This is a genomic window from Pantoea sp. OXWO6B1, from assembly GCF_001641135.1.
In the GTDB taxonomy this organism is placed as follows: Bacteria; Pseudomonadota; Gammaproteobacteria; order Enterobacterales; family Enterobacteriaceae; genus Pantoea; species Pantoea allii.
The window spans coordinates 749,631-772,865 of the sequence record NZ_LWLR01000001.1; the positions used below are offsets into that span (position 1 = coordinate 749,631).

The window sequence follows — 23,235 nt, forward strand, 5'->3', positions numbered from 1 at the left end:
CCTCAGGTTTTTGCCCTGAGCCATTCGGTCACTAACATCGGCCAACTGGCGAGGGGCAAATCCGCTACGCCACGGATACCAAAACCGTGCCCGCCCTTCTGGTAGAAATGCACTTCAACTGGCACATTGTGTTCCCGTAATGCGCTAAAAAATACCATGCTGTTGTTAACGGGGACGGCATCATCATCGGCGGCATGAATCAGCAAGGTCGGCGGTACCTGATTGTGCACCCGGGTTTCAAGAGAGTAAGCATCAATGGCTTTCTGATCGGGCCATGCTCCTAATAAGCGGGTGCGTGCGCCTTCATGGGCCAGACCGTCACGCATACTGATGACCGGATAAACCAGCACCATAGCGTCCGGGCGGGGTGAAAAGTTTTCAGCACTGTCCTGAACCGGATAGAGTTTCTCGGCGAAACGCGTACCCAGACTCGCGGTAACGTGACCGCCAGCCGAAAAGCCCATCATGACGATGTACTTACCGTTCAGCCCACGCTGTGCACGTTCACGCAGTACGCGAACGGCGCGCTGTGCATCTGCCAGCGGTGCATCTGGCCCTTCATGATGCCCGTCGTAGGGCAGGCGATAGGTCATCACGGCCAGCGTATAACCCATTGAAGTAAAAAAGGTGGCGAGCGCGCTGCCTTCACGATCGATCATGATGCGTTGATAGCCGCCGCCTGGCGCGACCAGTAACGTAATTCCATTGGATTCTACAGGGTGCCAGATAGCCATTTCCGGGCAGCGCACGCCGGTTGCCACGCGATCGTAGGGTTCGTACTCTTTTGCTGTATCCACTATCTGGGGCTGAGCACGAGAATCGCTGGCACCGGGCGCATCACCATTTGGCCAGATATTAATAATTTCTGTATTCATAGCTGTGTCCTGATGCGAGAGATGTTGTCGTTGTTTTGTTCGCGGCCGTGAAAACAGCATCCTGCTGTCGCTGTTTAAAAGATGGCTTCTTTTAGCCTAATCGTCCAACTTAAAACCGCGCAAACGCCGAGATTCAGACTATACCTGGCATCAGTGATATTGCGCTAACCTGATAATTTTAAAGGAATAAAAAATAATTAAGATTAGCGGCTATTAACGGACGAGGGCGGGATGGCGCAAGAATAAAACGGGATGACTGACTTAAGCTAAATGCAGGGGGTTTCATGTTGCCCTGAGGGAAACGGCAGACATATTTCCCCCGTTTTTCTTTAAAGAAAGTGATGTGTTCCTGCGCGACTCGCGTTGTGCAACTGGCAAGCCCGGCGCCGCTGAGCCAGAACTGCGGTGCTATAGGCTTGCATCGATCACCAGCCTGTCCCGATCGCCAGATTGCCAGAAGGATGACCATCCAGTCTCCCAGTCATCGCCTCCAGGATCGCGGAAGTATGTTCCCTGGCCGCTTCATGAGGCTTTTAAGGTCTTCCCCTCCTGGGCGATGCGCGGCGATTACGCGGGCATATTTTCCCGCGGGATAATTGCCCCACGAAACTGAATAACCGTGCTGGCCGTAAGATGACCGCGCAGCGCGGCATCTTTAACAGAAGCACCCACAAGACGTTGTGCCAGATAGCCCGCACTGAACGAATCGCCGGCTGCGGTAGTATCGATTATCTTATCTTTCGCCAGCGTGATTGACGGAACCTCCGTTACTGGCTGGCCTTCAACGGCAATCAGGCAGGATTCTGCTCCGCGCTTGATAACAATCTCGCTCACGCCCGCCTGGCGCGCCCTTGCAATGACATCCTCCACAGGCTGATTGCCCCATAACAGATGCTCATCATCCAACGTCAGGAAAGCAATATCCGTATTTTCAAGCATTTGTTGGTAGGCCTGGCGGGTACTGGCGTTATCTTTCCACAAGCGAGGCCGGTAATTATTGTCAAATATCACCTTGCCCCCGTTCCTGCGGCAGTTTGCAAGCAACTGCATGAGTGCTGCACGGCTCTGATCAGGCAGAATCGCAAGGCTGATACCGCTGAGATACAGATAGTCGTAATGCTCAAGCTGCTGACAAATCGCTTTTGCCTCAGGGCCATCAAGCCAGTATCGTGCCGCCGCATCGCTGCGCCAGTACCAGAACGAGCGTTCGCCCTCTTCATCGGTTTGGATCATGTACAGGCCTGGCATTTTGTTTTCAAGCCGTTGAATCAGTCCGGTATTGACGTTTTCCTGCTGCCAGCTGGCAATCATTTGTGCGCTAAAGGGATCGTTCCCCAGCGCCGTAACGTAATCCACCTTGATAGTGTGTTGATCGACCTGCCGGGCAAGGTAAACAGCGGTATTGAGCGTGTCACCGCCAAAGCCGCGTTTGATGTTGTCACCTTTCTCGGATAGCTCAATCATGCATTCACCCATAATGGCGATGTTTATGTGCGTCATGGTTTCAGGCCTGTCGTTAACGTTTGCTTCAGTCTCGCGTTTGTCAGCGTTGTCGTCAACGTTTTAAAACGCCGTTTTAATTTAATTTATGGTGATGTAAAGCGATAATTAACCCGATAAAGCGGCTTGTTTCGGCGATTGTCGCAATAAAAGAGGCGTAGACTCGTTGCTTCAACGTGGCCCGGTTTTCACTATGTTATCGAAACTTAAGCGATAATTACCGCTGAGCCGCCAGATGAAGGCGCTTACTATCAACCAGGAAAAGACCATGGTTATGGAGAATATTAGTCAATGGCTACCTTCTTCAACTGACATCAATCCCCAGCAGAAAAAACGTCTCTTCTGGCAGCAGTGTCAACGCCGCTATACCTTTCAGCCTATCTATAAAGTCTCAGGGCGACTGTTGGCGGTTGAACTGCTGACGGCGGTTACACATCCGTCTGAACCGACGAAAAATCTGTCTCCTGAAGCCTATTTTTCTGCGCTGGAAATCGCGCAACGCCTTGATATTGTGCAGGAGCAGTTAGAGCTGCTCGCCCAGTGGGAATCTTTTTTTGCCTGCAATAACGTCATGGCTTCAGTGAATATTGACGGCCCTTCATTGTCATTAATACAACATCATTTGCCGATTCGTAGTCTGATTACCCGTTTACCCTGGGTGCGCTTTGAACTGACCGAGCATCATGTCTTGCCTCAGGAAGAGATGGTGGCGCAAATGCCCGAGCTGGGACCCTTGTGGCTGGATGATTTCGGCTCAGGTATGGCGAACTTCTCTGCATTAACTGAGCTTAAATACGACTACATCAAGCTGTCACGTGAACTTTTTATTCTGTTACGCGCGTCAGATGAAGGCCAGGTGTTGTTTCCCATGCTGTTGTCGTTGATCAATCGCTATTGCAACGGCGTGATCGTTGAAGGCGTCGAAACGCAACATGAGTGGGAGCAGGTTAAGTCGTCACCCGCGATGGCAGCGCAGGGATACTTTTTTTCACGTCCGGCGCCTTTTTCCGAACTGGAGCATCTACCTGTACAACTTGATTGATCCCTTCCCGCGCGCTCTCGACTATCTTTAACGGAGACCGTGAAAGAGCAGGGAGGAAGCCTAATGTCACGCGCCGGAAAAACTGTAAGCTGGATTGGCGGGATTTTAGTCGTGCTGATCGTCGTGGTGGTAGTGGTCATTGCAACATTCGACTGGAATCGCCTGAAACCAACAATTAACCAGAAAGTGTCTGCGGAACTTAACCGGCCCTTTGCCATTCGTGGTGATTTGGGAATCGCATGGCAGCGTAACCGTGAAGAACCCGGATGGCGTGCCTGGATACCCTGGCCTCATCTGCACGCCGAAGACATTATGCTGGGTAATCCCCCTGATATTCCCGATGTCACTATGGTGCATTTGCAAGGTGTCGACGCCACACTTGCGCCGCTGGCATTACTGCATAAAGAGGTTTTTATCCCCTGGATAAAGCTGCAGCAGCCGGACGCACGTCTGATCCAAACCGCGGATAAGAAAAACAACTGGACCTTTACCCTCGCGAACAGCGACAGCAAAGACGACAAGTCGCCGCCATCGGCCTGGTCATTCCGTTTGGATAATATCCTGTTTGATCAGGGGAAAATCCTTTATCGCGATGCCGTTAACAAGGCGGATGTGACGCTTAACGTCAACCCACTGGGTAAGCCTGTGCCTTATTCGCAAATCGCGGGCGGTGACGACAGACAAAAAGGGGCAGGTGATTTTGTCTTTGGCTGGCAGGCAACGGGCAGCTACAACAATGAAAAACTCACGGGTGAGGGCAAGATCGGCGGCATGTTATCCCTGCGTAGCCAGACAACGCCTTTCCCGGTACAGGCAGACGTGCATAACGGCAGTACGCGCGTTCAGCTCACTGGCGGTGTGCAGGACCCACTGAATCTGGGTGGACTGGATGTGCGCCTGCGTTTTTCGGGTGATACGTTGGCGAATCTGTATGGCCTGACCGGCGTTTTATTACCTGATACGCCGCCTTATGAAACCGATGGTCGCCTTATCGCTAAATTTACGGGGAAAGAGGGCGGGGTTTTCCGTTACCAGGGGTTTAATGGTCATATTGGCGACAGCGATATCCACGGTTCCCTGACCTACAGCCAGGGCAAGCCGCGACCAAAACTGGTGGGTGAACTCCGCTCGGATCAATTACGCATGGCGGATTTAGGCCCGCTAATCGGGGTTGATTCTGGTAAGGGCAGCGAGAAAACCGCACTGGCCAAGGCGAAACGCGGTGAAAAAACCACGCAGCCTGTCGATCGTGTCCTGCCTCACGACAAGTTTGATACTAAAAACTGGAACGTCATGGATGCGGATGTGAAGTTTAGCGGCAAACGTATCGAACACAGCAATTCGCTGCCATTAAGCGATCTTTATACCCATTTACAGCTGGATAACGGTAATTTGCTGCTTGATCCGCTACGTTTCGGCATGGCTGGCGGTAACCTCAACAGTACGATTCGGCTGGAAGGCGATCGCTCGCCCATGCGGGGCCGGGCTGATATTCATGCCCGCAAACTTCGTCTGCGCCAGCTGTTTCCCAATGTGCAGGCAATGCAGAACAGCCAGGGACAACTGAACGGTGATGCCAGCTTAACCGGCACCGGTAATTCCGTTGCTGACCTGCTGGCAACCAGTAATGGCCAGTTAAAACTGCTGATGAACGACGGGCTGATCAGCCGCAATCTGATGGAAATCGCGGGATTAAACGTTGGTAATTATCTGGTCGGCAAGCTGTTTGGTGACGATGAGGTCCGTATTAACTGCGCGGCAACCGATCTTAAGCTGCAAAATGGCCTGGCCACCCCAGGACTGTTTGTGTTTGATACGGAAAATGCCGTTATCAACGTGACAGGAACTGCAAACTTTGCCAATGAACGCCTGGATCTTTCTGTTAATCCAGAGAGTAAAGGTATTCGCGTCGTGACCTTACGCTCTCCTTTGTACGTTCGCGGCACGTTCAAAAACCCGGATGCTGGCGTGAAGACTGGTCCCTTACTGGCACGCGGTGCGGCGGCGGTAGCGCTGGGTGCCGTCGTCGGGCCCGCAGCGGCGCTCCTGGCGCTGATTTCGCCCAGTGATACGGACGATAACCAGTGCAGCCGGGTACTGCAGCAAATGAAGAAGAAGTGATCAGTTACGATAGAGCACTTTTATAATGTGGTAACCAAAAGCGGTTTTCACCGGCCCAAAAGGTTGTAACAACGGGCAGGTGAACGCCGCTTTATCAAAGGCCGCGACCATTTTTCCCCGACGGAACTCTCCCAAATCTCCCCCGTTCCGGCCAGAGGGACAGAGAGAATGTTTGCGGGCAAGTTGCTGGAAGTTTTCGCCTTTTTGCAGTTTTTCCAGCAGGGCAGTCGCCTGCGCCTCGTGTTTCACCAGAATATGTAAAGCCGCGGCAGTTTTCGCCATGATGATGTCTCTGTTGTGTATAATCGTCCCCCATTATAAACCTGTCTTTTCAAATCGCAGATGCGTTAACGGCGCATATTCATTGAGTCAGTGCTGACGGGCTACCGCCCTCACTGCGGTTCGAAATCGGTCTTCTATTTCAACAGAGCGATTCCCTATGCGTTTAAACTCCAGCCAACAACGAGCCGTCGAATTTGTTACCGGTCCCTGTCTGGTTCTGGCGGGTGCAGGCTCGGGGAAAACCCGCGTGATCACCAATAAAATCGCGCATCTGATTCGTGAATGTGGCTATCAGGCTCGCCATATTGCTGCCGTCACTTTCACCAATAAAGCCTCGCGCGAAATGAAAGAGCGCGTGGCGCAAACGCTGGGACGCAAAGAGGCACGCGGCCTGATGATCTCCACGTTTCACACGCTGGGGCTGGAGATTATCAAGCGCGAATATGTGGCGCTGGGGATGAAATCCAACTTTTCCCTGTTCGACGATCAGGATCAACTGGCGTTGCTCAAAGATCTGACCAGCGAATGGCTGCAAGAGGATAAGACATTACTGCAGCAGCTGATTTCCACCATTTCTAACTGGAAAAACGATCTGGTCGATCCGCCGAAAGCGGCAGCATTAGCCCGCTCAGAGCGCGATAACCTCTTTGCCCACTGCTATGCACTTTACGATCGGCATCTTAAATCCTGTAACGTGCTGGATTTTGACGACTTAATTCTGTTACCGACGCTTCTGCTACAGCGTAATCAGGACGTCCGCGAGCGCTGGCAACAACGTATTCGTTACCTGTTGGTGGATGAGTACCAGGATACCAACACCAGTCAGTATGAACTGGTCAAGCTGCTGGTCGGTGCCCGGGCGCGTTTCACCGTCGTAGGGGATGACGATCAGTCTATTTACTCCTGGCGCGGTGCGCGCCCGCAAAATCTGGTCCTGCTCAATGAGGATTTCCCGGCGCTGGAAGTGGTTAAGCTTGAGCAAAACTACCGTTCTTCACAACGTATCCTTAAAGCGGCGAATATCCTGATCGCCAATAATCCGCATGTGTTTGAGAAACGTCTGTTTTCTGAACTGGGTCTGGGCAGTGAACTCAAGGTCCTCAGCGCGAACAGCGAAGAGCACGAAGCAGAACGGGTGACGGGCGAACTGATCGCCCATCACTTTATCAATAAAACCCAGTATAAAGATTACGCCATCCTGTACCGCGGTAACCATCAATCCCGCGTGTTTGAAAAATTCTTGATGCAGAACCGCATCCCTTACCGCATTTCCGGCGGGACCTCCTTTTTCTCGCGTCCCGAGATCAAGGACCTGCTGGCATACCTGCGAGTGCTGACGAATCCCGATGATGACAGTGCTTTTTTGCGCATTGTGAATACACCACGGCGCGAAATTGGTCCGGCAACGCTGCAAAAGCTGGGCGAGTGGGCCAATGTACGTAACAAAAGTCTGTTTAATGCCAGTTTTGATGTCGGTCTGGGACAAACGCTGACCGGGCGTGGGCTTGAACATTTACAGCGTTTTACCCATTGGCTCAATGACATTATCCAGCTCAGCGAACGTGAGCCGGTTAATGCCGTGCGTGATTTAATACGCGGCATCGATTACGAAAGCTGGCTGTTTGAAACGTCGGGCAGCCCTAAAGCTGCCGAAATGCGCATGAAAAACGTCAATACCCTGTTTCAGTGGATGACGGAAATGCTGGAAGGTAGCGATCTGGATGAGCCCATGACGCTGGCCCAGGTTGTCACGCGCTTCACGCTGCGCGACATGATGGAACGCGGTGAGAGCGACGAAGAGCTCGATCAGGTGCAGCTCATGACGCTTCACGCCTCTAAAGGGCTGGAGTTTCCCTACGTTTTCCTGGTTGGCATGGAAGAAGGGCTGCTACCGCACCAGAGCAGCATCGATGAAAATAACATTGAGGAAGAACGCCGTCTGGCGTATGTCGGCATCACCCGCGCGCAGAAAGAGCTGACGTTTACCTTATGCCGGGAGCGCCGTCAGTATGGCGAACTGGTTCGTCCCGAGCCCAGCCGCTTTTTGCTGGAACTGCCGCAGGACGATGTGATCTGGGAAACCGAGCGGAAAGTGGTGAGTGCAGAAGAGCGCATGAAAACCGGCCAGAGTCGCGTGGCCGGATTGCGTGCAATGCTGGAAAAGGCGAAAAAGAGCTAATCAGTCGCTGAGCGGATGAGGTAAGCGGGGTCAGGAAAGCGTCAAAGACCAGTGGACATAGGACTGATAATGGCTTTCCTGTTCAAGCAGCTCGGCCCGCAGCGGATGGACGTCCAGCCAGCCTGCCGGTAGCGTAACATGCAGGGCTTCATCATCTGCCTGCATACGAACGGCGGGTAAGGTGTCATCACGACGGCGAGTGGAGAAGATAATGGACAGTCGCAGCAGACGACACAAACGCTCGGCCAGACGCGGTGGCAGGGCATTTTGTTGCGTCAGTAGAGCAAGGTCGATGCTGCCACTTTGATTTTGCAGTAAGCAGGCAAGCAGTTTTTTCTGCGCCGGTGTAAAACCCGGAAGGTCGAGATGGCGAACCAGATAGGCCGCGTGCTGCGGGGCCTGACGAAAATCGACACTCAGCCCGATTTCGTGAATCATACAGGCACTAAGCAGTAGCTCCCGACAGCGCTGGTCTAGCTTCCAGCTAACACTCACCTGACGAAAAAAGCTTTCCGCCAGCTGGCGTACCCGGTCGGCCTGACAGACATCAATATTGAAACGGCGCTGCACATTTTGCAGCGTACGGCTGCGAATGTCGCGATCGACAGGCAGATGCAGCATACCGTACACCAGACCTTCGCGAAGCGCGCCACCGGCCAGGGTCATGCTGTCAATGTTGAGTTCCTGGAAGATGGCAATAAGAATGGAAAGCCCACTGGGGAACACTAACGCGCGTTCCAGCGTCAGGCCTTCAATTTCAAGCTCTTCGAGTTTGCCACACTGAATAGCGCGCTGCTTTAACTGTTGCAGCTTGCTCAGGGTGATGCGCTCATCCATGCCCTGGGCCACCATGATTTCCTGGAGGGCCTGAACCGTTCCAGAAGCACCAACGCAAACCTCCCAACTCTGTTTACGCAGTTCTGCTGTAACAGGTTTTAGCATCGCTTTGGCTGCTTCTTCTGCCTGGTCAAAATTTTCTTTAGCCAGGTGGCGATCGCCAAAGAAACGCTCCAGCCAGGTGACACAGCCCATTTGCAGGCTATACAGCACATTGGCATGCGAACCATCGCCAGTGGCTAACTCTGTGCTGCCACCGCCAATGTCTACCACCAGGCGTTGATCAGAACCCCCGGTGGTATGCGCCACGCCCTGATAAATCAGACGCGCTTCTTCTTCGCCACTAATCACATTGATGGCGCAACCCAGAATCTGCTGTGCCTTATCAAGGAATTCCTGCGCATTCGCCGCGATACGCAGCGTGGCGGTTGCTACCACCCGAATCTGATCGGGGGGAATATCCTGAAGCTGTTCAGAGAAAAGCCGCAGACATTGCCAGCCGCGAGCCATGGCGTCGGCGGACAGACAATTCGATTTATCCAGGCCAGCGGCCAGGCGCACCTTGCGTTTGATTTTAGCGATGGTCTGAATACTTCCCGACACTTCGCTGACTACCAGCATGTGAAAGCTGTTAGAACCTAAATCAATGGCAGCATAGAGAGTCGATGCGCTTAGCATGGTCAACTTAACCCGAACGTTTACGGTTGTTATGACGTGGTGCACCGCGGCGGCCGGTATTGTTGCCTCCACGACGCTGACCGTTGCCTGAACGACTACGCGTCAGACGTTTCGGTGGCGGTAATTCACTTAACAGCGCATCGCTGTTGTACTTGCTCACCGGGATACTGTGACCAATGTACTCTTCAATGCCGGGCAGATTTAACGCGTACTCTTCGCACGCCAGGCTGATAGAGTGACCGCTTGCGCCCGCACGGCCAGTACGGCCAATGCGATGAACATAGTCTTCGCGGTCGTCAGGCAGATCGTAGTTAAACACGTGGGTAACGGCGGGAATATGCAGGCCGCGTGCTGCCACATCAGTTGCCACCAGGATATCAATATCACCTTTCGTGAAGTCATCCAGGATACGTAAACGTTTCTTCTGCGCCACGTCGCCGGTCAGCAACCCGACCCGATGGCCGTCTGCAGCCAGATGGCCCCAGATGTCTTCGCAACGGTGCTTGGTGTTAGCGAAAATGATTGCCCTGTCGGGCCACTCTTCTTCTACCAGCGTCTGCAGCAAGCGCATTTTCTCTTCGTTTGACGGATAGAAAAGCTCTTCTTTGATGCGATGACCGGTTTTTTGTTCAGGCTCAACTTCAACGTATTCGGCACTGTTCATGTGCTCGAATGCCAGTTCACGCACGCGGTAAGAAAGCGTGGCAGAGAAAAGCATGCTCAGGCGTTGGGTCGCGGCAGGCATGCGGCGGAACAACCAACGGATATCTTTTATAAAGCCGAGATCGAACATGCGATCGGCTTCGTCCAGCACCATGACCTGAATGGCACCAAGGTTGACGTGATTCTGCTTGGCATAGTCAATTAAACGGCCGGTGGTGCCCACCAGAATGTCGACACCTTGTTCCAGCACTTTTAACTGTTTGTCGTAGCCATCGCCACCGTAAGCCAGACCTAATTTAAGGCCGGTCGATGCCGCCAGAGGTTCCGCATCGGCGTGAATTTGCACTGCAAGTTCACGTGTCGGTGCCAGAATTAAGGCGCGCGGTTGGTTAACCTGGCGGCCCTCTGGAGCAGGGTGAGAGAGAAGATGATGAAACGTTGACGTTAAAAACGCCATCGTTTTGCCGGTACCGGTTTGCGCCTGACCTGCGACATCACGCCCTGAAAGCGTAAATGGCAGTGCTAACGCCTGGATAGGCGTGCAGTTATAAAACCCTTTAGTATCAAGGGCTTCCACCACCAGAGGGTGCAGGGCGAAGTCGGAAAACTTCTGTTCAGTTAAGTGTGTTTTGCTCATAGTGTGGTAGAATATCAGCTTACTATCGCTTTACGAAAGCGTATCCGATGAAATAAAGTCAACCAACATTGGTTTATATTACGCCAATTCGCCAGGCACAATCTTGTGGAGTAAAACATGAGCAGCGATAAAATCGTTCATCTGACCGATGACAGTTTCGACACCGACGTGCTAAAAGCCGACGGCGTTACACTGGTAGATTTCTGGGCTGAATGGTGTGGTCCTTGTAAAATGATCGCGCCCATCCTTGATGAAGTTGCAGAAGAGTATGATGGCAAACTGACCATCGCTAAGCTGAATATTGACGATAACCCAGGTACTGCGCCGAAATACGGCATCCGCGGTATTCCTACGCTGCTGCTGTTTAAAAACGGTGAAGTCGCTGCAACGAAAGTGGGCGCATTGTCCAAAGGTCAATTAAAAGAGTTCCTGAACGCCAACCTGGCGTAATCAGGCAGAACGTCCGGCAGTGGTTAAATTTTTGCCTGCTGCTGGACGTTCGCTTTCAAGCGTGCTAACTTATTTTCACTGCACTATGAACATACCTTGTAGTTAGCATTCAAAGTTTTCTCTTGTTAGACCCTGTCATACTGTACCTACCAGCGGTTTAGCAATCTAACGACTAGCTCTACTCTGACTAAGTCGACCGTCTCCTCGCTCCCAGTCATTATTCAAGACGATGATCGTTGAGAAGAGTTGAAAAAAGTCATTAACAGAACAGGCATGGATTAACTGCCATACCATTCACGACAAACATTTCGAGTATTACCCCGAGTTTAAGAACCCATCAATATGAATCTTACCGAATTAAAGAATACGCCGGTTTCTGAGCTGATTACCCTCGGCGAGAATATGGGGCTGGAAAATCAGGCTCGTATGCGCAAGCAGGACATTATTTTCTCAATCCTGAAGCAGCACGCGAAAAGCGGCGAGGACATCTTCGGTGATGGTGTGCTGGAGATATTGCAGGATGGATTTGGATTCCTCCGCTCTGGAGACAGCTCCTACCTCGCCGGTCCTGATGATATCTACGTTTCTCCCAGCCAAATTCGCCGCTTTAACCTCCGCACTGGTGACACCATCGCCGGCAAAATCCGTCCACCTAAAGAAGGTGAACGCTACTTTGCCCTGCTGAAAGTTAACGAAGTTAACTACGACAAACCAGAGAACTCGCGTAACAAGATTCTGTTCGAAAACCTCACGCCGCTGCACGCTAACAGTCGTCTGCGTATGGAGCGGGGTAATGGCTCTACTGAAGACTTAACCGCTCGCGTACTGGATCTGGCGTCACCGATTGGTCGTGGCCAGCGTGGTTTGATTGTGGCACCGCCAAAAGCCGGTAAAACGATGCTGCTGCAGAACATCGCGCAAAGCATTGCCTACAACCATCCCGACTGCGTGCTGATGGTGCTGCTGATCGATGAACGTCCGGAAGAAGTCACCGAGATGCAACGCCTGGTTAAAGGTGAAGTTATTGCTTCTACCTTCGACGAACCGGCTTCGCGTCACGTTCAGGTGGCCGAGATGGTGATCGAAAAGGCCAAGCGCCTGGTTGAACATAAAAAAGACGTCATCATTTTACTCGACTCCATCACGCGTCTGGCCCGTGCCTACAACACCGTTGTCCCGGCTTCCGGTAAAGTCTTAACCGGTGGTGTGGACGCCAACGCCCTGCATCGTCCTAAGCGTTTCTTCGGTGCGGCACGTAATGTGGAAGAGGGCGGAAGCCTGACCATCATTGCCACGGCCCTGGTGGATACGGGTTCGAAGATGGATGAAGTGATTTACGAAGAGTTTAAAGGTACCGGTAACATGGAACTGCATCTCGCGCGTAAAATTGCTGAAAAACGTGTCTTCCCGGCGATTGATTACAACCGCTCCGGTACACGTAAAGAAGAGCTGTTAACCTCTCAGGAAGAACTGCAGAAAATGTGGATCCTGCGTAAGATCATTCATCCAATGGGTGAAATCGACGCGATGGAGTTCCTGATTAACAAGTTGGCCATGACCAAAACCAACGATGAATTCTTCGACATGATGAAGCGTTCTTGATCCTTTAAGGCGTCATCCAACCATGATGGCGTTTTTTTGCTTTAAATGATCATAAAATAGCCCTGACGCCACGTTCTGACGTGGCGTTTTTCATTTCCGGGCTATAGGATTGAATCCTGGCAAGCGTAATAATAATGACGGTGGAAGTGGTGGACGTTTAACCGTTCGTGCACCTCTTCATGCCGAATTCGGAATCTGGAACAGTGATATGCGCGATCTTTAGCGTATTGTGAGTTCCAGGATGATAGCTGAGAGCGTTTAACGTGAATTTACTCACTATGAGTACTGAGCTTGGTTTAGTTTTTATCTTTTCCTTGGTGTTTCTTTTCCTTGCTCGCAAAGTGGCCGAAAAAATTGGATTGGTAGACAAGCCAAATCTTCGAAAGCGTCACCATGGCGTCATTCCACTCGTTGGCGGAATCTCTGTTTATGCAGGAATCTGTTTCGCCTTCTTCATTACAGATTATTACTTGCCGCACGCTAAGCTTTACCTGGCTTGTGCGGGGGTACTGGTATTCGTTGGTGCGCTTGACGACCGATTCGATATCAGTGTGAAAATTCGGGCGACAGTGCAAGGTATTGTGGCTTTGGTGATGATGTTTTGCGCCAAGCTCTATTTGCTGAGTCTGGGATTTATTATCGGTCCGGTCGAGTTAACAGTTGGCCCCTTTGGTTATGTCTTGACACTTTTTGCAGTCTGGGCAGCTATTAACGCTTTCAATATGGTCGACGGTATTGACGGGCTCCTGGGCGGCCTTTCAACGGTGACGTTTGCAGCAATGGGGATCATCCTTTATCTGGATGGGCAGCACAGCCTCGCAATGTGGTGCTTTGCTATGATAGCTGCCACGATGCCCTATATTTTACTGAACCTTGGTTTCCTGGGGCGGCGTTTCAAAGTGTTTATGGGCGATGCCGGCAGCACGATGATTGGTTTTACGATCATCTGGATTTTGCTGGAAACCACCCAGGGGTTGAGCCATCCCATCACACCGGTCACAGCATTATGGCTGATTGCCATTCCTCTGATGGACATGGTCGCGATTATGTACCGCCGATTGCGTAAAGGAATGAGTCCTTTCTCCGCTGATCGCCAGCATATTCATCATTTGATAATGCGCGCGGGTTTTACTCCTCGTCAGGCTTTCGTATTGATTACCGCTGCTGCTGCTTTGCTTGCAGGAATCGGTGTTTTAGGTGAATACCTTGCCTTTATTCCTGAATGGGTGATGTTGATACTGTTCCTGATAGCCTTCATGGGGTACGGCTATTGTTTGAAACATGCGTGGCGTGTCGCGAGAAAGGTCAGGCGATTTAAACGCCGCCTAAATAATTTTAGTAATACTAAGAAAAATGAACCCTGATAAGACTTAACAAAGGATGACGCTCTGATGCGCGCTAACGTTGTGGAGAACGAACTGGATATTCGCGGCCTGGGCTGTCGCTTATGGCGTGGAAAACGCTGGATAGTCGGCTGTGCGGTGCTGTTTGCATTGATAGCCTGGATAGCGACGTTACTGATGAAACAGGTCTGGAGCACCACCGCGATAACGGGGCGGCCAACGGTGAATATGCTGGGTTCCTACTATTCCCAGCAACAGTTTCTCAATAATCTGGATATGCGCAGTAACGCGCTGACGTTAAATAGCCCGTTACCTACCGTCATGGACGACGTGTATCGGGAGTTCCTGATGCAGCTCTCATCCTGGGATACCCGCCGGGAGTTCTGGCAGCAAACCGATTATTATAAAAGCCGTAAAAGCGGCAACGCCCATAACGATGCTGCCCTGCTGGACGATATGATTGATAACATCCAGTTTACGCCCGCGGATACCGCACGTAATACCTTCGACAGCGTCAAGTTAAAAGCAGAAACTGCCAGTGATGCCAACAATCTACTGCGCCAGTATATTGCCTATGCCAGTGAGCGCGCTGCGCGCCATCTTAATGCTGAGTTAAAAGGCGCGTGGCAAGCGCGAGAGGGTCAACTTAAAGCGCAGGTCAAACGTCAGGAAGATGTCGCTAATGCCGTGTTTCAACGTCGGCAACATCGCCTGGAACAGGCGCTGAAAATTGCCAGCGAACAGGGCATTAACGAAAAGCAGACGCGCGAAGTGAGTGAGAATCTTGCTGACAGCGATCTGTTTTTAATCGGCCAACCGTTATTGCAGGGACAGTTAGAAACCCTGCGCGCCACGGGGCCGAGCTTTGACATAAGTTACGATCAAAATAAAGCGATGCTGACGACACTGGATGCCGGACCCACACTAAACAACAAATTCCAGACTTACCGTTATTTGCGTACGCCGGAAGAGCCGGTTTCACGCGACAGCCCCCGCCGGGTATTTATGATGGTGATGTGGGGCGCGGTAGGGGCACTGGTTGGTGCGGGCGTGGCGCTGGCGCGTCGTCAGCGCCCGATGTCAGATACACAAGATTGAGAGAAACAGTGTGAAAGTTCTGACAGTTTTTGGCACCCGACCTGAAGCCATTAAGATGGCGCCACTCGTGCAAGCGCTGGCGCAGGACCCTGCTTTTGAATCCCGGCTGTGTGTTACCGCTCAGCACCGTGAAATGCTCGATCAGGTACTGAGCTTATTTCAGCTGCAGCCTGACTACGATCTCAATGTTATGCGACCCGAGCAGGGGTTAACGGAAATAACCTGCCGTATTTTGCAAGGGATGCACACCGTTCTACTCGACTTCAAGCCCGACATTGTGCTGGTCCATGGTGATACCACCACCACGCTCGCGGCCAGTCTGGCGGCGTTCTATCAGCAAATTCCCGTGGGTCACGTTGAAGCCGGTTTACGCACGGGCGATCTGGCATCGCCATGGCCGGAAGAAGGTAATCGTAAGCTGACAGGTCATCTGGCCCGTTTGCATTTTACGCCCACACTGCGTTCCCGACAGAACCTGCTTAATGAAAACCTGGCCGACGACAGCATTGTGGTAACCGGCAATACGGTTATTGATGCCCTGCTGTGGGTGCGTGATCGGGTACTGGACGATAACGAGATTAATGCGCAACTGACGGCACGTTATCCGTTTCTTGATGAAAGCAAAAAGCTGGTTCTGGTCACAGGTCATCGCCGTGAAAGTTTTGGTGAGGGTTTTGAACGCATCTGCAGCGCGCTGGCCCAGATTGCGCGTCAGCATCCTCATGCACAAATCGTCTATCCGGTGCATCTCAATCCCAATGTGCATGAACCTGTTAACCGCATTCTGCGCGGTATTGACAATATCGTGCTGATTGAACCGCAGGAGTATTTGCCGTTTGTCTGGTTAATGAACCGGGCCTGGCTGATCCTCACCGATTCTGGCGGTATTCAGGAAGAGGCGCCCTCGCTGGGTAAACCCGTTTTGGTGATGCGCGAAACCACCGAGCGTCCAGAAGCTGTCGACGCGGGAACGGTAAAGCTGGTGGGCACGGATACGGCAAAAATTGTTTCTGAAGTCAGTGCATTACTTAATGATGACGAGGCCTGGCAGACCATGAGCCGCGCCCATAATCCCTATGGGGATGGCAATGCCTGCGGGCGAATTTTACAAGCTTTAAAAGATAACAGAGCCAACTTATGAGTTTTGAAACCATTTCCGTTATTGGACTGGGTTACATTGGGCTGCCAACTGCAGCCGTTTTTGCCTCAAAGGGAAAGAAAGTCGTGGGCGTCGATATTAATGCTCACGCCGTTGATACCATCAACCGTGGTGCTATTCATATTGTCGAACCCGACTTAGATCAGGTGGTTCAGGCTGCGGTCGCGCGTGGTGATTTACGCGCAACGACGCAACCAGAAGCGGCAGATGCCTTTCTGATCGCCGTGCCCACGCCGTTTATGGCGGAACGTCAACCCGACTTACGTTTCGTTCGCGCTGCCGCCGCGTCTGTTGCGCCGGTACTGAAAAAAGGCGATCTGGTTATTCTGGAATCAACCTCTCCGGTGGGCAGTACAGAGCAGATGGCCGACTGGCTGGCGGCAGCACGTCCTGATTTGCGTTTTCCACAGCACGGCGATGATCCGGATATTTTCATTGCCTACTGTCCCGAGCGCGTTTTGCCCGGCCAGGTCATGGTGGAGTTGATCAGTAACGATCGCGTGATTGGCGGCATGACGCCGGCCTGTTCTGCCCGCGCAAGTGCGTTGTATCGTATTTTTTTACAGGGCGAATGCGTCGAGACAAGTGCCCGTACCGCTGAAATGTGCAAGCTGACAGAAAACAGCTTCCGCGATGTGAACATCGCCTTTGCCAATGAGCTGTCACTGATTTGCGCTGCGCAGCAGATTAACGTCTGGGAGCTTATTGCCCTGGCGAACCGCCATCCACGCGTCAATATCCTGCAGCCAGGTCCCGGCGTCGGCGGGCACTGCATCGCCGTTGATCCCTGGTTTATTGTGGCGCAAAACCCTGACTTAGCGCGCCTGATCCGTACCGCCCGCGAAGTGAATGATGCCAAGCCGCACTGGGTACTGGATCAGGTAAAAAAGGCGCTGGCAGATTGCCTGATGCAGACCGGAAAACGTGCCAGCGATCTGACCATTGCCTGCTTCGGGCTGGCGTTTAAACCGAATATTGATGACCTGCGTGAAAGCCCGGCCATGGAAGTGGTGCATCTGATTGCCGACTGGCATCAGGGCCGTACGTGGGTGACAGAGCCGCATATTCAGCAGATCCCCGAGAGTTTAGCGACGCAGGCTACCTTGGTTTCAACGGCGCAGGCGCTGCAAGAGGCTGATATCCTGGTGATGCTGGTTGATCATCATGCGTTCCGCCGTGTTGAAGCTGCGCATATTACTCAGCAATGGGTTGTTGATACGAAAGGTGTCTGGCGCTAAAAGAAGCCACTGGTCAACAAAGGATCCGGTTAACTTATGTCTGTCCACCTGAAGGTTAATCCACTTGCATGGGAGAGCCAGTTCTTCGGCATCGACACCGTAAGGCTGGAAACAGGGGGCGATCTGCCGCTTGAACGCGCACTTCAGCATCCCTGTGCGTTGTTTCAAATTAAAGTGCCTGCCGAACAAACCGAGATCATTGATGCCTTAAATCAGCACCAGTTTCATCTGGTGGAAGGTGAAGTGGATTTGTCGTTGACGATCAAGCGCACCGAACGGCAGACAGGTATTCGCATTGCACGGGAAACACAAATTGCCGTACTACGTGAAGCGGCCTCTGTGGCTTTTCGTCAAAGTCGTTTTCGCACGCCGTGGTTTGCGCCAGAAGACAGTGCGCGTTTCTATGCTCAATGGATCGAAAATGCAGTACGTGGCACCTTCGATCACCAGTGCCTGGTGGCCAGCGATGAGAGCGGCGCGCTGCAAGGCTTTGTCTCGTTGCGTGAAGTAGAAGGCGATGCGCGCATTGGCTTGCTGGCCGTGGTGCCCGAGGCACAGGGGCAAAGTATTGGTCAGCGCCTGATGCTGGCTGCGGCTGACTGGGGTCGCGCACGCCAGCTAGAGCGCCTGCGGGTTGCGACGCAAATCAGTAATCTTACGGCGATGCGTCTTTATTTACGCTGTGGCGCGCGGCTGGAAAGTACAGCGTACTGGTTTTACAGGAGAGGTCATGATTCCCTTTAATGAGCCCCCGGTCGTGGGAAGCGAAATCGACTATATGCAGTCTGCAATGAGCAGCGGCAAGCTGTGTGGCGATGGCGGTTATACTCGCCGTTGTCAGCAGTGGATGGAGCAGCGCTTCGGTAGTGCGAAAGTATTACTCACGCCTTCCTGTACCGCATCGCTGGAAATGGCGGCACTGTTGATCGACATCCAGCCCGGTGATGAAGTCATCATGCCGAGTTACACCTTTGTTTCGACCGCCAACGCCTTTGTATTACGTGGCGCGAAAATTGTGTTTGTGGATGTGCGTCCCGATACCATGAACATGGATGAAACCCTGATCGAAGCGGCCATTACGGATAAGACCCGTGCTATCGTGCCGGTCCACTATGCGGGCGTTGCCTGCGAAATGGACGTCATTATGGCACTGGCGGCGCAGTATAAGCTGTTTGTTGTTGAGGATGCTGCCCAGGGGGTGATGTCGCGTTACAAAGGGCGGGCATTAGGCACGATTGGCCATATCGGCTGTTTTAGCTTCCACGAAACCAAGAATTACACCGCCGGCGGTGAAGGTGGTGCGACGCTGATTAATGATGCCAGCCTGGTGGAGCGTGCGGAAATTATTCGCGAAAAAGGCACCAATCGCAGTCAGTTCTTCCGGGGGCAGGTGGATAAATATACCTGGCGCGATATGGGTTCCAGCTATCTGATGGCTGACCTACAGGCGGCTTATCTCTGGGCGCAGCTGGAGTCCTCTGAACGTATTAACCAGCAGCGTTTACGCCTGTGGCAGCGTTACTACGATGCCTTAAAGCCGCTGGCGGAAAAAGGCGAGCTCACGCTGCCGTCGATTCCGGCCGAATGCCAGCATAACGCGCATATGTTCTATATCAAACTGCGCGATCAGCAACATCGTCAGGCGCTGATCAACTGGCTTAAAGAAGCCGAAATCCTGGCCGTATTTCATTATATCCCCTTACACAGCTCACCTGCGGGCCTGCGTTTTTCCCGTTTTGCCGGTGACGACCGTTTTACCACCGCCGAGAGTGAGCGTTTATTACGTTTGCCGCTGTTTTATAACCTGTCGGATAACAATCAGAGTACCGTGATCGGTTCGTTGCTGAGCTTTTTTTCCTGATGTCATTAGCCAAAGCATCGGTATGGACCGCCTCATCAACGCTGGTAAAAATTGTGGCTGGCTTGTTGGTGGTCAAGTTACTGGCCGTCAGTTTTGGCCCGGAAGGGGTGGGCCAGGCGGGTAACTTTCGCCAGTTAATCACCGTACTGGGCGTTCTGGCCGGTGCTGGTATCTTTAACGGCGTCACCACGTATGTTGCGCAATATCAACAGCAACCTCAGCAGCTACGGGCACTCGTCGGAACCGCCTCGACAATGGTGACGGGCTTCTCCTCGCTGTTGGCGCTGGTGTTTTTGCTGGCTGCCGCGCCCGTCAGCACCGCGCTGTTTGGTCACGATCGCTATCAAAACGTGATACGTATTGTTGCCTTTCTCCAGTTCGGTATCGCGTGGGCAAACCTGCTGCTGGCATTGATAAAAGGCTACCGTGATGCACGCGGTAATGCGTTGGCCCTGATTTCAGGCAGCCTGACGGGCGTGCTGGGTTACGTGCTGTGTTGGTGGCTGGGAGGCTATGCGGGCGCATTAACCGGTCTGGCGCTGGTGCCGGCACTACTCGTTTTTCCTGCGCTGGTGATACTGAAACGCCGTGTACCGCTTCCGTTACGTTGGCTGCGGCCAACATGGCAGCCGGAAATGGCGCGTCATCTGGCAAAATATACCCTCATGGCGTTGATCACCGCAGTCACACTGCCGGTTGCCTGGGTGATGATGCGAAATCAACTGGCGGCCAGTAATGGCTGGGCTCAGGTAGGTTTGTGGCAGGGCGTAACCAGTATCTCCGACGCTTATCTGCAGTTTATCACCGCAACGTTTAGCGTCTGGCTCTTACCAACGCTTGCCAGGCTAGACAACAAACAGGCTATTGCACGCGAGATCGGGCGGGCGTTACGCTTTGTGTTACCGGCCGTCGCGGTAGCCAGCCTGAGCGTCTGGATCATGCGCGATATTGCTATCAGCCTGCTGTTTTCGGCGGCGTTTCACGACATGCGCGATCTGTTTGTCTGGCAACTGTGCGGCGATGTGTTCAAAGTGGGTGCCTACGTTTTCGGCTATTTGGTCATCGCGAAAGCCTCGTTACGCTTTTACGTGCTGACCGAAATCAGCCAGTTTATTTTGCTGACGCTGTTCTCACGCTGGCTTATTCCGTTACACGGGGCAAGTGGCGCAGCGCAAGCCTATATGTTCACTTACGTTACTTATTTCGCGCTCTGCTGTGGCGCATTTATTGTCTACTGTCGAAAAAAATGACTTTACTTCATGTCCTGGGCTCCAACATTCCCCATCACAATCTCACGGTATTACGTTTTTTTAATGACGTGATGAGCACCGAACTGCCTGCGGCAGCGCCGCGTCACTTTATGGTGGTGACGCAGCAGCCTGAAAGCCTGAAAGGTTTTGACGCACTGCACATTGAAACGTTTAGCAGTAAGAAAGCCCTGTCTGACGCGGTGTTACTGCGAGCGAAAAACCGCGAGCAACGTTTCTTTTGCCATGGACAGTTTAATCCCTGGCTGTGGCTGGCATTGCTGAGTGGCAGGTTACGCCGTTCTCAGCTTTACTGGCATGTCTGGGGCGCGGACCTGTATGAAGATTCGCGTAGCCTGCGGTTTCGTCTGTTCTATTTTTTGCGTCGTATCGCGCAGGGGCGCGTTGCGCACCTGTTTGCCACCCAGGGCGACCTGCACCATTACCAGCAACGCCACAAGTCTGTACCGCACTCTTTGCTTTATTTCCCCACGAAGTTACCCGCTGCAGCGGTCACGCCCCATCCTGACAAGACTTTTACCGTGCTGCTGGGCAATTCTGGTGATGCCAGTAACCGCCATATTGAGGGGCTGAAAGCGATTAAGGCCCAGTTTGGTGAAGATGTTCGCATTGAGGTGCCGCTGGGTTATCCCCCCGGTAACGATGAGTATATCGGGCAGATTCAGCGCGCGGCTGACAGGCTTTTTCCTCAGGGGCAGGTAAGGTTATTACGTGACAACCTTGCTTTTGATGACTATCTGGCGCTGTTGGGGCGTTGTCATTTAGGCTATTTTATGTTCGAGCGGCAACAGGGCGTGGGAACGTTGTGTTTGTTGATTCAGGCTAATGTGCCTTTTGTCCTGACGCGTAAAAATCCGTTCTGGCGGGATGTTACCGCACAGCAGCTTCCTGTCTTGTTCAGTGATGACGTGCTGACGCCGGATCTTGTTGCAGAGGCGCGTCGACAATTATCAGGATGTGATAAACAGAGCATTGCTTTTCTGGCCCCAGGCTATCTGGCAGGCTGGCGAACGGCGTTGCGCCTTTGCGAAGGAGAGCCCTCATGAGTCTTATGGCGTTTAGTGGTCTGTTGATAGTCTATGTACTGTCACTGGTGACCATTGTGACCCTGAATTTACGCGAGCTAAAGCAGGCGCGATTTAACTTTCACCTGTTTTTTACTTTATTGTTTCTGCTGACCTTTTACTTCGGTTTCCCGCTAACCTCTGTTCTGGTGTTTCGGTTTGATACGCAGGTGGTTTCGGCTGATTTTTTACTGCAGGCGCTGCTTTCCGCCACGGCGTTTTATGCTATCTACTTTGTGAGTTACAAAGTGCGCCTCAGGCCGATAGCGGCACCGCCCGCCAGGCCCTGGCTGCGGATGAACCGGGTAGAGACGCATCTGACCTGTGGATTACTGGCACTGGTCGCGATTTCTACGGTTACGGTGTTCTTTGCCCATAACGGATTTTTGTTGTTCCGCCTCACGGCCTACAACCAGATTTTTTCCAGCGAAGTGTCTGGCGTGGCGCTGAAGCGATTCTTCTATTTCTTCATCCCGGCGATGTTGATTCCCTATTTCTTACATCCCACACGACGTAACTGGCTGTTGTTTCTTATTGTCACGGTAAGCTTTGGCTTGCTGACGTATGCCCTGGTCGGTGGCACGCGCGCCAATATCATTATCGCCTTTGCGCTGTTTCTGTTTATTGGCATTACGCGTGGCTGGATAACATTGTGGATGTTGGCCGCGGCGGGCGTCATGGCGATTGCCGGGATGTTCTGGCTGGCGTTGCGTCGCTACAACCTGGATGTCATGGGTGATGAGGCTTTTTACACCTTCCTCTACCTGACGCGCGATACGTTTTCGCCATGGGAAAATCTGGCTCTGCTGCTGGAGAATTACCATAAAATAGATTTTCAGGGCTTAGCGCCTATGTGGCGTGATTTCTACGTATTTATCCCATCATGGCTGTGGCCCGATCGTCCCATGGCGGTCCTGAACAGCGCCAACTACTTTACCTGGGATGTGCTGAATAACCATTCCGGTTTGGCCATTTCACCCACCTTAATCGGTTCGTTACTGGTTATGGGCGGCGTCTGGGCGATTGTGCCAGGTGCCGTGGCTGTCGGGTTAATCATCAAGGCCTTTGATACCTTATATCAGCGTGGCCGCGAGGAATCGAATCGTTACACCGGTGCGATTCTGCAGAGTTTTTGTTTTGGTGCGGTGTTCAACATGATTGTGCTGGCGCGAGAAGGGCTGGATGCGTTTGGATCGCGCGTGGTGTTTTTCTGTATTATTTTTGCCGCCTGTTTGGGAATGGCGAAATTGCTTTTCTGGTTACTGGATCATGTCGGCCTGATTCGCAGCCGTAGTGAGCGGGCGCTTCATAGCCCATCCTGATTAACCTCTGGTCTTT

Annotated in this window: 19 protein-coding genes; 14 read left to right on the plus strand and 5 right to left on the minus strand. The window is 52.5% G+C overall.

The window, feature by feature from the left end; genetic code table 11:
- Positions 1–2 precede the first annotated feature (2 nt).
- Entirely contained in the window at positions 3–875 is an 873-nt protein-coding gene (locus A6A26_RS05815; RefSeq protein WP_063877876.1) for an alpha/beta hydrolase, read from the minus strand.
- Positions 876–1,442: 567 nt separating this feature from the next.
- Positions 1,443–2,375, minus strand: coding sequence for a 2-dehydro-3-deoxygluconokinase (locus A6A26_RS05820; protein ID WP_063877877.1), 933 nt, complete (start codon positions 2,373–2,375; stop codon positions 1,443–1,445).
- Positions 2,376–2,643: 268 nt separating this feature from the next.
- Between A6A26_RS05820 and pdeH the strand changes: the two genes are divergently transcribed.
- Together pdeH and A6A26_RS05830 are read left to right on the plus strand one after the other, a co-directional pair.
- A complete protein-coding gene (pdeH, locus tag A6A26_RS05825; protein WP_063877878.1) occupies positions 2,644–3,417 on the plus strand; it encodes a cyclic-guanylate-specific phosphodiesterase in 774 nt (257 codons plus the stop codon).
- A gap of 63 nt (positions 3,418–3,480) precedes the next feature.
- Positions 3,481–5,538, plus strand: a complete 2,058-nt coding sequence (locus A6A26_RS05830) for an AsmA family protein (RefSeq protein WP_063877879.1) — start codon at positions 3,481–3,483, stop codon at positions 5,536–5,538.
- On the opposite strand, the gene ppiC is transcribed toward A6A26_RS05830, so the two are convergent.
- Positions 5,539–5,820, minus strand: coding sequence for a peptidylprolyl isomerase PpiC (ppiC, locus tag A6A26_RS05835; protein ID WP_063877880.1), 282 nt, complete (start codon positions 5,818–5,820; stop codon positions 5,539–5,541).
- A 157-nt stretch (positions 5,821–5,977) separates the two neighbouring features.
- Between ppiC and rep the strand changes: the two genes are divergently transcribed.
- A complete protein-coding gene (gene rep, locus A6A26_RS05840) occupies positions 5,978–7,999 on the plus strand; it encodes a DNA helicase Rep (RefSeq protein WP_063877881.1) in 2,022 nt (673 codons plus the stop codon).
- A gap of 30 nt (positions 8,000–8,029) precedes the next feature.
- On the opposite strand, the gene gppA is transcribed toward rep, so the two are convergent.
- Both gppA and rhlB read right to left on the minus strand, forming a co-directional pair.
- Positions 8,030–9,514 (minus strand): guanosine-5'-triphosphate,3'-diphosphate diphosphatase, encoded by a 1,485-nt coding sequence (gene gppA / locus A6A26_RS05845; protein ID WP_063877882.1) that lies wholly within the window; start codon positions 9,512–9,514, stop codon positions 8,030–8,032.
- Between the two features lie 7 nt (positions 9,515–9,521).
- Entirely contained in the window at positions 9,522–10,814 is a 1,293-nt protein-coding gene (gene rhlB, locus A6A26_RS05850; protein ID WP_063877883.1) for an ATP-dependent RNA helicase RhlB, read from the minus strand.
- A gap of 117 nt (positions 10,815–10,931) precedes the next feature.
- Between rhlB and trxA the strand changes: the two genes are divergently transcribed.
- The 11 genes from trxA (at position 10,932) to wzyE (ending at position 23,219) form a co-directional block, all read left to right on the plus strand.
- Positions 10,932–11,264, plus strand: coding sequence for a thioredoxin TrxA (gene trxA / locus A6A26_RS05855; protein ID WP_003851963.1), 333 nt, complete (start codon positions 10,932–10,934; stop codon positions 11,262–11,264).
- Between the two features lie 342 nt (positions 11,265–11,606).
- The gene (rho, locus tag A6A26_RS05860; protein ID WP_063877884.1) at positions 11,607–12,866 is read left to right on the plus strand and encodes a transcription termination factor Rho; all 1,260 of its coding nucleotides are present in this window, start codon (positions 11,607–11,609) and stop codon (positions 12,864–12,866) included.
- Positions 12,867–13,144: 278 nt separating this feature from the next.
- A complete protein-coding gene (wecA, locus tag A6A26_RS05865) occupies positions 13,145–14,230 on the plus strand; it encodes a UDP-N-acetylglucosamine--undecaprenyl-phosphate N-acetylglucosaminephosphotransferase (protein WP_063881071.1) in 1,086 nt (361 codons plus the stop codon).
- A 27-nt stretch (positions 14,231–14,257) separates the two neighbouring features.
- Positions 14,258–15,307, plus strand: coding sequence for an ECA polysaccharide chain length modulation protein (gene wzzE / locus A6A26_RS05870; protein WP_063877885.1), 1,050 nt, complete (start codon positions 14,258–14,260; stop codon positions 15,305–15,307).
- Positions 15,308–15,317: 10 nt separating this feature from the next.
- On the plus strand, positions 15,318–16,448 hold the full coding sequence (gene wecB, locus A6A26_RS05875; RefSeq protein WP_063877886.1) for a non-hydrolyzing UDP-N-acetylglucosamine 2-epimerase: 1,131 nt from the start codon (positions 15,318–15,320) through the stop codon (positions 16,446–16,448).
- The gene (gene wecC, locus A6A26_RS05880) at positions 16,445–17,704 is read left to right on the plus strand and encodes a UDP-N-acetyl-D-mannosamine dehydrogenase (protein WP_063877887.1); all 1,260 of its coding nucleotides are present in this window, start codon (positions 16,445–16,447) and stop codon (positions 17,702–17,704) included. Before wecB ends, wecC begins: the two co-directional genes overlap by 4 nt.
- A gap of 36 nt (positions 17,705–17,740) precedes the next feature.
- Positions 17,741–18,448 (plus strand): dTDP-4-amino-4,6-dideoxy-D-galactose acyltransferase, encoded by a 708-nt coding sequence (gene rffC, locus A6A26_RS05885; protein WP_063877888.1) that lies wholly within the window; start codon positions 17,741–17,743, stop codon positions 18,446–18,448.
- Positions 18,435–19,565, plus strand: coding sequence for a dTDP-4-amino-4,6-dideoxygalactose transaminase (rffA, locus tag A6A26_RS05890; RefSeq protein ID WP_063877889.1), 1,131 nt, complete (start codon positions 18,435–18,437; stop codon positions 19,563–19,565). Before rffC ends, rffA begins: the two co-directional genes overlap by 14 nt.
- Entirely contained in the window at positions 19,565–20,815 is a 1,251-nt protein-coding gene (gene wzxE / locus A6A26_RS05895) for a lipid III flippase WzxE (protein WP_063877890.1), read from the plus strand. Before rffA ends, wzxE begins: the two co-directional genes overlap by 1 nt.
- Entirely contained in the window at positions 20,812–21,879 is a 1,068-nt protein-coding gene (locus A6A26_RS05900; RefSeq protein WP_063877891.1) for a TDP-N-acetylfucosamine:lipid II N-acetylfucosaminyltransferase, read from the plus strand. The genes wzxE and A6A26_RS05900 overlap by 4 nt, the downstream gene beginning before the upstream one ends.
- On the plus strand, positions 21,876–23,219 hold the full coding sequence (wzyE, locus tag A6A26_RS05905) for an ECA oligosaccharide polymerase (RefSeq protein WP_063877892.1): 1,344 nt from the start codon (positions 21,876–21,878) through the stop codon (positions 23,217–23,219). The genes A6A26_RS05900 and wzyE overlap by 4 nt, the downstream gene beginning before the upstream one ends.
- Positions 23,220–23,235: the final 16 nt, after the last annotated feature.

Bases quoted from the DNA above. Each gene is read 5' to 3' on its own strand.
- A6A26_RS05815 (WP_063877876.1), bottom strand. From the start codon at position 875: ATGAATACAGAAATTATTAATATCTGGCCAAATGGTGATGCGCCCGGT.
- A6A26_RS05820 (WP_063877877.1), bottom strand. From the start codon at position 2,375: ATGACGCACATAAACATCGCCATTATGGGTGAATGCATGATTGAGCTA.
- pdeH (WP_063877878.1), top strand. From the start codon at position 2,644: ATGGTTATGGAGAATATTAGTCAATGGCTACCTTCTTCAACTGACATC.
- A6A26_RS05830 (WP_063877879.1), top strand. From the start codon at position 3,481: ATGTCACGCGCCGGAAAAACTGTAAGCTGGATTGGCGGGATTTTAGTC.
- ppiC (WP_063877880.1), bottom strand. From the start codon at position 5,820: ATGGCGAAAACTGCCGCGGCTTTACATATTCTGGTGAAACACGAGGCG.
- rep (WP_063877881.1), top strand. From the start codon at position 5,978: ATGCGTTTAAACTCCAGCCAACAACGAGCCGTCGAATTTGTTACCGGT.
- gppA (WP_063877882.1), bottom strand. From the start codon at position 9,514: ATGCTAAGCGCATCGACTCTCTATGCTGCCATTGATTTAGGTTCTAAC.
- rhlB (WP_063877883.1), bottom strand. From the start codon at position 10,814: ATGAGCAAAACACACTTAACTGAACAGAAGTTTTCCGACTTCGCCCTG.
- trxA (WP_003851963.1), top strand. From the start codon at position 10,932: ATGAGCAGCGATAAAATCGTTCATCTGACCGATGACAGTTTCGACACC.
- rho (WP_063877884.1), top strand. From the start codon at position 11,607: ATGAATCTTACCGAATTAAAGAATACGCCGGTTTCTGAGCTGATTACC.
- wecA (WP_063881071.1), top strand. From the start codon at position 13,145: ATGAGTACTGAGCTTGGTTTAGTTTTTATCTTTTCCTTGGTGTTTCTT.
- wzzE (WP_063877885.1), top strand. From the start codon at position 14,258: ATGCGCGCTAACGTTGTGGAGAACGAACTGGATATTCGCGGCCTGGGC.
- wecC (WP_063877887.1), top strand. From the start codon at position 16,445: ATGAGTTTTGAAACCATTTCCGTTATTGGACTGGGTTACATTGGGCTG.
- rffC (WP_063877888.1), top strand. From the start codon at position 17,741: ATGTCTGTCCACCTGAAGGTTAATCCACTTGCATGGGAGAGCCAGTTC.
- rffA (WP_063877889.1), top strand. From the start codon at position 18,435: ATGATTCCCTTTAATGAGCCCCCGGTCGTGGGAAGCGAAATCGACTAT.
- wzxE (WP_063877890.1), top strand. From the start codon at position 19,565: ATGTCATTAGCCAAAGCATCGGTATGGACCGCCTCATCAACGCTGGTA.
- A6A26_RS05900 (WP_063877891.1), top strand. From the start codon at position 20,812: ATGACTTTACTTCATGTCCTGGGCTCCAACATTCCCCATCACAATCTC.
- wzyE (WP_063877892.1), top strand. From the start codon at position 21,876: ATGAGTCTTATGGCGTTTAGTGGTCTGTTGATAGTCTATGTACTGTCA.